Source organism: Chamaesiphon sp. OTE_20_metabat_361, assembly GCF_031364565.1.
Genome location: NZ_JANLWO010000582.1, coordinates 1 through 8,084 on the forward strand (window position 1 = coordinate 1; position 8,084 = coordinate 8,084).

9 protein-coding genes are annotated in these 8,084 nt (G+C 46.7%); 7 read left to right on the forward strand and 2 right to left on the reverse strand.

Annotation, left to right across the window (positions count from 1 at the left end; genetic code table 11):
- Window positions 1-44 precede the first annotated feature (44 nt).
- Both RMO35_RS16775 and lexA read left to right on the forward strand, forming a co-directional pair.
- Window positions 45-818, forward strand: coding sequence for a D-alanyl-D-alanine carboxypeptidase family protein (locus tag RMO35_RS16775; protein WP_309742461.1), 774 nt, complete (start codon window positions 45-47; stop codon window positions 816-818).
- Window positions 819-1,006: 188 nt separating this feature from the next.
- Entirely contained in the window at window positions 1,007-1,621 is a 615-nt protein-coding gene (gene lexA / locus RMO35_RS16780; protein WP_309742462.1) for a transcriptional repressor LexA, read from the forward strand.
- A 125-nt stretch (window positions 1,622-1,746) separates the two neighbouring features.
- Here lexA and RMO35_RS16785 read toward each other — a convergent pair whose 3' ends face one another.
- Window positions 1,747-2,010 (reverse strand): hypothetical protein, encoded by a 264-nt coding sequence (locus RMO35_RS16785; protein ID WP_309742463.1) that lies wholly within the window; start codon window positions 2,008-2,010, stop codon window positions 1,747-1,749.
- Here RMO35_RS16785 and gshB point away from each other — a divergent pair.
- On the forward strand, window positions 1,998-2,960 hold the full coding sequence (gene gshB, locus RMO35_RS16790) for a glutathione synthase (protein ID WP_309742464.1): 963 nt from the start codon (window positions 1,998-2,000) through the stop codon (window positions 2,958-2,960). The genes RMO35_RS16785 and gshB overlap by 13 nt on opposite strands.
- Before the next feature lie 211 nt (window positions 2,961-3,171).
- Window positions 3,172-4,137, forward strand: coding sequence for a serine protease (locus RMO35_RS16795; protein WP_309742465.1), 966 nt, complete (start codon window positions 3,172-3,174; stop codon window positions 4,135-4,137).
- 53 nt (window positions 4,138-4,190) lie between these two features.
- Here RMO35_RS16795 and RMO35_RS16800 read toward each other — a convergent pair whose 3' ends face one another.
- Window positions 4,191-6,158 carry an exopolysaccharide transport family protein gene (locus RMO35_RS16800; RefSeq protein WP_309742466.1) on the reverse strand — a complete coding sequence of 656 codons (1,968 nt, stop codon included), beginning with the start codon at window positions 6,156-6,158 and terminating at the stop codon, window positions 4,191-4,193.
- Window positions 6,159-6,653: 495 nt separating this feature from the next.
- Between RMO35_RS16800 and RMO35_RS16805 the strand changes: the two genes are divergently transcribed.
- The 3 genes from RMO35_RS16805 (at window position 6,654) to rpmB (ending at window position 8,015) form a co-directional block, all read left to right on the forward strand.
- Entirely contained in the window at window positions 6,654-6,929 is a 276-nt protein-coding gene (locus RMO35_RS16805; RefSeq protein ID WP_309742467.1) for a hypothetical protein, read from the forward strand.
- A 54-nt stretch (window positions 6,930-6,983) separates the two neighbouring features.
- Window positions 6,984-7,574, forward strand: a complete 591-nt coding sequence (locus RMO35_RS16810) for an L-threonylcarbamoyladenylate synthase (protein WP_309742468.1) — start codon at window positions 6,984-6,986, stop codon at window positions 7,572-7,574.
- Window positions 7,575-7,778: 204 nt separating this feature from the next.
- Window positions 7,779-8,015, forward strand: coding sequence for a 50S ribosomal protein L28 (rpmB, locus tag RMO35_RS16815; RefSeq protein WP_309742469.1), 237 nt, complete (start codon window positions 7,779-7,781; stop codon window positions 8,013-8,015).
- Window positions 8,016-8,084: the final 69 nt, after the last annotated feature.

Sequence of the window (8,084 nt, forward strand, 5' to 3'; positions counted from 1 at the left end):
GCCTATATGTCAAAATGCAATATATTCGCACCAGGGAGTAGCAGTTGAGTAACCCAGATCGGTCTAAACCAGGTAAAGCCGAAGACATCCCCGCCGCTTTGCGGGACGGCACCAAACCCCGCGCGACCAAACCCGATCCGGTCGTCACTCCGCGTCGATTGCCCATCGGCGCGATCGTCGGCGTGGCAATTTTACTCGCAGGTGGCGCAGCGGTAATGTTGCGGCTCGTTTACCCACCCGCCCCACCCACACCCCGCATCACCACCACCAATCCCAGAGACCCGCAGGGAAGTAGTGCGACCACCGATAATCTCCTCAACCATCTCCCCTACACCGAAGCTCCTGATGCCGAGCTAGTCTCGATCGGTAGTGGTTATCGCTTGCGAAAAAATGCGGCGGTGAAGTTTCAAGCGATGGTAGCCGCAGCTAGAGCCAGTGGCGTAAATATTACGACGATCTCGGCATTTCGATCGGTTGAAGATCAAAAACGCCTCTTTTTTGGAGTCGGAGCCGCACGCGGTCAACAACCGAGCAAACGTGCAGAAGTTAGCGCACCGCCGACATATAGCGAACATCATACTGGTTACGCCGTAGATGTCGGCGATGGCACGGTACCCGCCACCAATTTAAATCAGAATTTTGACACTACACCCGCATATAAATGGCTCAAAACCCATGCGGCTACCTATAGTTTCGAGCTATCCTTTCCCAAGGATAACATTCAAAAAGTGAGTTATGAGCCTTGGCACTGGCGGTTTGTCGGCGATATTAACAGCCTGGAAACTTTCTATAAAGCGCACAATTTAAAGGCAAAATAATGTATTCTGGGGGGAAAGTTAGGCGTTGACGGAGCCGATCGGGATAACAATCGACACCACTCGACAGGTAAAATCGGCTAATTTTTGAGAGGATCTGAATTTATTTAAATAATTACTAGCGATCGAGTAGACTTAATTAGTACGAGAGATCTATAGTAGTTATATATTGAATTTCACACGCTCGAATTATGGAATTAACTAAGGCTCAACAGGAACTTTATGATTGGTTGGTCGATTATATTCGCGAACACCAACATGCCCCTTCGATTCGGCAGATGATGCAGGCGATGAATCTCAAGTCGCCCGCACCGATCCAAAGCCGACTGGAACATCTCCGGAGTAAAGGTTTTATTGAGTGGGCAGAAGGTAAGGCCCGAACGATTAAAATTCTTAAATATGCCGCTAGTGGCGTACCAATTTTTGGGACGATTGCAGCGGGAGGATTAGTCGAACCCTTCATTGATGGGGCTGAAAAATTCGACTTGTCCCCGATGTTTCATCAGTCTGATTACTTTGCCTTGAAGGTGATGGGCGATAGCATGATCGGTGATTCGATCGTCGAAGGCGATATGGCAATCATGCAGCCTGTCAAAGATTCAAGTGATGTGAAGAATGGGACGATTGTCGCCGCCCAAGTTGAAGGTCAAGGGACTACGCTCAAGCGTTATCATCGTCAAGGCGAACAGATTACCCTCCAACCTGCCAATCCCAAATACAAACCGATCGAGGCTGAAGCTCATTTAGTCCAACTCCAAGGTATCTTGGTTGGTGTTTGGCGCGGTTATCAACCAATGAAAAGATAGGTGTGGCTGATTTAAGGTCTGAAGCATAGATTTTGCCCTCACCCCCAACCCCTCTGTCTTGACGCACACAAACGGGAGGCTTCCCGACGGTTTGCGGATGCGCGCTCCTCGGGTTCCCCGAGGGTTCAGCGCACCAAGCAGCAAGACAAGACAGAGGGGAGCCAGAGCCGGAGGCGAGGGCGGGGTGAGGGCAAGGGATTTCGATTGGTATCATACCCAGATTCAGCAACGCCAAAAGATAAATTGACTCGATCGACACCAATCGATCCAAAATAAAGGAGGAAGGGTAATTTATAAGCTACCCATCCTCCTTTGTCAATCGCACCAATATTCATTCCCCCCGTCTCCCCATCTCCCATCTCCCCACTCCCATCTAATGAAACTAACATTTATTATCGATCCGATCGCCAAGCTAGATCCCACTCACGATACCAGTGTGGCACTGATGGAGGCAGCCGATCGGCTCGGGCATCAGGTCTGGATTACCCAAGCCGAAAAGTTAAGTGTCGTCGCAGGTCGTGCCTGGGGTTTTCTGCAATCGGTCAAACTTACCCCCGTACAGCTTCAGGATGGGCGCTGGGTGGCGCAGCAAGACTGGTATCAGCTCGGGGATGTAACATTTACCCCGCTCGATGAAATGGATGCCGTATTCATGCGGACAGACCCACCTGTGGATGTGCCGTATTTGTACACTACTTACATTCTCGACTGTATCGACCCGACCAAAACTTTGGTACTCAATAGTCCTGCTGGCTTGCGGGCTGCGAATGAGAAGATGTTTGCCCTGCAATTTGCCCAGTGGATGACCGAAACGATCGTCTCGCGCGATAAAACCGTAATTCGGCAGTTCGTCGAAACTCACGGTGCGGCTGTCCTCAAACCGCTAGGCGGCAAAGGTGGCGAAGGGATCTTATTTCTCACGCCCGACGATCGCAATTTCAATTCGTTGATTGAAGTTAGCACCCGCCAAGACCGCGAACCGCTGATGATTCAGAAATTTCTCCCAGCGGCTAAGGATGGGGACAAGCGAATTATTTTACTCGATGGTAGGCCGCTAGGGGCGGTCAATCGCATCCCGACAGGGAAGGAATTTCGGGGCAATATGGCAGTTGGCGGACGCAGCGCCCAAGTAGATATTACCGATCGAGAATACCAGATGTGTGCGGAAATCGCGCCCAAACTCCAAGCTGCTGGCTTGTACTTTGTGGGGATTGATGTCATCGGCGGTTATCTGACTGAGGTAAATGTGACGAGTCCGACAGGCATCCGCGAGATCGACAGGTTAAATGGTGTCAGCCTGGGGCAGCAGGTCATTGAGTGGCTGGCAGCTCGAAAATAGCGCGGCGAGGGGATAACTGGCACGCACTCGATCGAGCCAATTGACTGATGGTAGTACGCTCCGCTCGATCCGGTTGCTAATGTCGGCTGTCGCGATTGAGAGTTTTGGCTCAATCTCATGGCTAGATCGGGACATTACTGGAAATTGAGCTATAACTGGTGTAAATAAATGTAGTAGCTCATTTTATACCCCTACATAGCGATCGATTATTATGCGGAATTCTCATCACCTAGCGTCAATATTGACTGGAACAGCAGTTGTCAGTGCGATCGTCATGACTCTGCCCGGTACTGCCCGCGCCCTCCCTGGCACCCAAGTTAATGACATCGCTCGGGAAGTAACCGTATTAATTAGAGGCGAGCAGGGGCATGGCTCGGGCGTAATCATCCAAAGGAACGGCAATACTTACTATGTACTCACTGCCGATCATGTGGTCAGACAAAGAGATAACTTTAAGCTCGTTACTGCTGACAAACAGGCTCACGCGATCGACTATACGAAAATCAAGCGCTTAGATGGTGTCGATCTGGCTGTCGTCAAATTTACCAGTGACAAGAACTATCCAGTTGCCAAAATCAGTACCGCCAAAGCATCAGAAGGACAAGATGTGTTTGTCTCTGGTTGGCCGTCTAATGGTGCAGTCGGGAATGCGGCTGGCGGCGAACTAGTCAGACAATTTACTTCAGGCAGTATTTCAGGATTTTTACCCAAATCCCTCAGCGGTTACAGCATGATTTATACCAATGTTACTCGCGCGGGCATGAGTGGCTGTCCTGTTCTTGACACTGCGGGTAGATTAGTCGGAATTCATGGCATGGGCGATAAAGAGGATGCGCGACAATTGATGGAGTCTGGTTTGAGCCAAGAAGCTGCGATGGGTTTGGCTGCCAAACTCAAGCCAGGATTTAATTATGCCGTGCCGATTGGCGTGTTCTTAAATAAAGCTGGTGTCGTCGGTATCGATACTGACACCTTGCAAATAGACAAGTCCCCAGCCCCTGAAGCAGGTGCGGTTTATGTCGCTGGCGCTCAGCCAGATCCGCGCGACAAAATTGATAACATTCAAGCCACGCTAAATTCTGTTCGCCAAGTTACTGAGACAGTCAATAATGTCACTGAGACTGTTGATGATACGCGCCGGACGATTAATAACTTCCGTCGTTCATTTGGATTTTAGGTAAGAGGATGTCTGAAAAGTCTAATTGCTGCGTTTTCAGACACCCTCTCACCTCAGACAGCAACTGGAGTCAGATCGTCCTGAAGATCGATCGTCAAAATGTTATCGTTCATCCGCTCCATATCGATCGCATTTGTAGAGATTAATAGTGGCGGCATATCGACAATCGCAAAATCATATAGATGAGAAATTTCATGAATTAACGACTGCATTTGATGCGATTCTACACTAAATAACGGCTGCAATGTTCCCGCTCCAGCGGTTAATATATCTAAGTTATCCATTACCGTCCACGCAACTTGACGAAAGTTGGAGTTACCTACTAAGATCTCGCTCAAGCCTTTTGCTAATGGTAATTTCCAAAACTGGTGCTGATAAGGAGTGCGAAGATCGGCATCAATTAATAAAACTTTTTGACCTAATCCAGCGATCGCAGCGGCTAAATTAGCTGCTTTTTTAGATTTTTCACCACTGGCAATGGTACTAGTAATTGTGATGATTTTAATGATTTTTGCCGAATTAACAAATCTCAAATTGAATTGAATTATCTGAGATCGATCGGAAGCTAGAGATTTACGCAGATCTCTAACAGCAAATTCTACTTTGCTGCTTTCAGGATGAGCTACAAAACTGCCATCGGCAGCTTGTCGGGAAATATCGCCGAGTAATTTACTTCTAAATAGTTTACTTACATCTTGTGGCGCTCTGTTCGATCGTTCTTTTCTTGCTAGATAAGCAACTGTGCCAGTTGAGAATAACGCGCCCATCAGCAGACCTAAACTTGCAATTATATTTCTAGTTACAGGATCGGCATCTTCAGGAACGATCGCACTATTGATGATGCGGGCATTCGAGGTACTATTAGTTTTAGCTAGTTGAATTTCTTGAATTTTCTTTAATAATGTTTTGTATGTAGACTGCGATACTTCGAGCTGTTTTTCTAACTGGCGTTGGGTTTGGAGCAACTGTGGCATTACCCAAACTCTTTTTTTGTAGTCAGCTAGAGCCTTTTCTAGTGAAGCTAATTTTTTAGTCGCTCCCGTCCGCTGTACTTCGGATTGGAGCAATTCCTTAATCAAATTTTGTTTGAGTTCTCCGACTCGTAACGCTCCTGGTGGCAGGGCGACTTGGATACCAGTAACACTGCTAATTTGACCCACTAATAATTCATTTAGTTTAATTTTCTTCTCTTCAAGACTCATAATAATGGGGTTACTTTCGGAAAACCGACTGCTTTCGATCGCGATTTGACGATCTAGCTCTTGCAATCGAGTCAGGATGCCTTGGATTGCAGGTGATTGACTAACTGTACTAAATATCATCGCGTCCTGAGTGTTTAGCTTTATTTTTTGATGTAACTCCTGATTCTGCGCTTTGATGTCTGCTAGTTGAGAGCGAGCTGTAACAATTCCTGATTCTAAATTGCCGATCGTACTAACGGCGATTTTTGCTTCTTCGCCTAAATCTATGATATTATTTTGCTGTTTAAATTTCCGTAGGGCGATTTCTGCCGCATTCATATTCAGTTGAGTTTGCGGCAACTGTTCGCTCATAAATCGCCCGATTATTTCGGCTTCGTTACGATTGGTGAGTATATCATTGGCGACGTATAGATTCATGAGTGCATTCACGACACTAGCAGTCTGGTTTGGCTCGCGATCTTTATAGTCGATTTGTAATAGATCGGTACCAGCCACAATTTTAACTGCTAAATTAGTTTTCAGATCGGTTGCTTGTAGCCGCTCGCCGCGCTCGTTTTTAAGGTGTAATTTTTCGATCGTCCCATTTAATAATAAGGGTGAGGAAATTATCTCCACTTGAGTCGCCAGCGGATTTTGATTCGATACTAAGGGCTTGAGATCTACTGCCGATCCACCTTCAGTGTTGTTAGGTGACAGATTATCGCCAATAATTTTGAAACTAGAATTCTTAAATAATATTCTACCTTGGGCTTGATAAACTGGCTTAAGTAAGGCTGCTACTAACATGCTCGCCGCCACCGTCCCGGCAAAGATACTCACAGCAGGTATCCAATGTCGCTTAATTGTTAATAAATAATCTCTAAAATTTAAATCAATAGATTCTTTGGAGTCACTCGCACTTCGCATGTAATCCACCACCAGCAACACATTTAGGCTGCTATTATAACAAGTCCCCTTTAGCTACTAGATCGGTCAGAATACGGGCGGCGATCCTAAGTATATGTAAAAAATCAAACAAGAATAATTGTCCGTCAATCCTGAGATCGGGTGAATCTCGATCGGCTCAAAGCTCGATCTAAAGCTAGATCGGTCGTTAATAATCTTCAGTTGTTCGATTTTATTACTAATCCAAAATACATAAATATCAAAAATAGATCCGCATAATGGCCGATCGAGAGATCCACCTTGCATGACAAATGTCGGCGATGAGCAACAACCTCCACGCGATCGATCGCCACTGCTAGACGAGTAAAAACTTTCTTTTGTTAGTAGTAAAATAAAAGTAGTTGAGTACTCTCATAAAATCCCAAAAGTATGAAAAATTTAGCATTTTTGACGCTGTTAATTATTCCAGGATTGACTGGCGCATTCCTGTCTGGATATTGGGGCTATGCTGATTTTCTGCGACTAACCGCAGCAGAGCGGAACTTCCAACAGTTGGTTGCCGCTAAAGCTAATCAACGAGAATTATTCATCGCCGCTCACCGCGAAAATATTCATCGGCTCAATGTGGCGGCTGAAGGTGTCTGGATTGGGCTAGGTTTAATTACAGTTGGTGTCGGAATGTTGGGTATCATTCAACGCGACTAGCGATCGTCCGCTAAAATAGGGTGATTAATATTCATTCTTCATCTCTTTTAGCCAGTGCCTAACGTCGATCTCAATGGGGCGATCTCTGCTGCGCTCAATGGTAATCCAATTAGTTTTCCAACTGATACGGTGCCTGCCTTGGCAACTCTCCCCGCCTATGCGACAGAAATCTTTGCGATCAAACAAAGATCGCCAGACAAGCCCCTAATTCTGATGGTAGGTGAGGTAGCTGATTTGTGGCAGTTTACCACGGGTACCGATCGAGAGCGGGAAATTTGGCAAGCAGTCGCAGATCGCTACTTTCCGGGCGCACTGACATTAGTTTTACCAGCTTCTGCGGCGATTCCGGCAGTGATGAATCCGCTCGGCAACCACACCATCGGTTTGCGCGTGCCCGACTGTGAGATCGCGCGGGCGATTTTGCGCCAGACTGGTGCTTTAGCCACTACTAGCGCCAACTTATCGGGAGAGCCGCCATTGCTCACCATGTCAGAGATCGGCAATCGGTTCCCACAGGTGTTTGCGCTTCAGAGTGATAGTGACGATTTGCCGACACCAAGACTACCATCCACGGTGATCCAGTGGCATGGTTCCGGCTGGAAGCTGCTCAGACAAGGCGGAATCGAATTTTCAGATTTAGACTAATGGCTGACTCCAACCCACGTAATTTCAGATAAATTGCTGATTGTGGTAGCTGATGATACTAGGGTAGTATTGACACCAATAGACCTACATCCGTAGTCAATTGCTCTAGACCAGTAAATATTCAGTTTCGTATCCGTCCGAAAATTAGCTACAATGAGAGGCTGTATCATCATTTTACGAACAGCAATCGAGTAGGAGGTTTTTATGTCTCGCGTATGTCAACTGACAGGTAAAAGAGCTAACAATGGGATGGCAGTCTCTCACGCTCACAACCGCACCAAAAAACTACAGCAAGTTAACTTGCAGTGGAAAAGAGTGTGGTGGGCAGAGGGAAATCGTTTCGTCCGATTAAAACTCTCGACAAAAGCAATCAAAACTTTAGAAATCAAAAGTTTGGCAGCAATGGCTAAGGATGCAGGTATCAACCTCAACAAATTCTAGGTTCCTAGATCCCCCGCTGGGGGTATCTGGCTGTCAATTTAATGTACACAATCCAGCCCCAGCGACTCG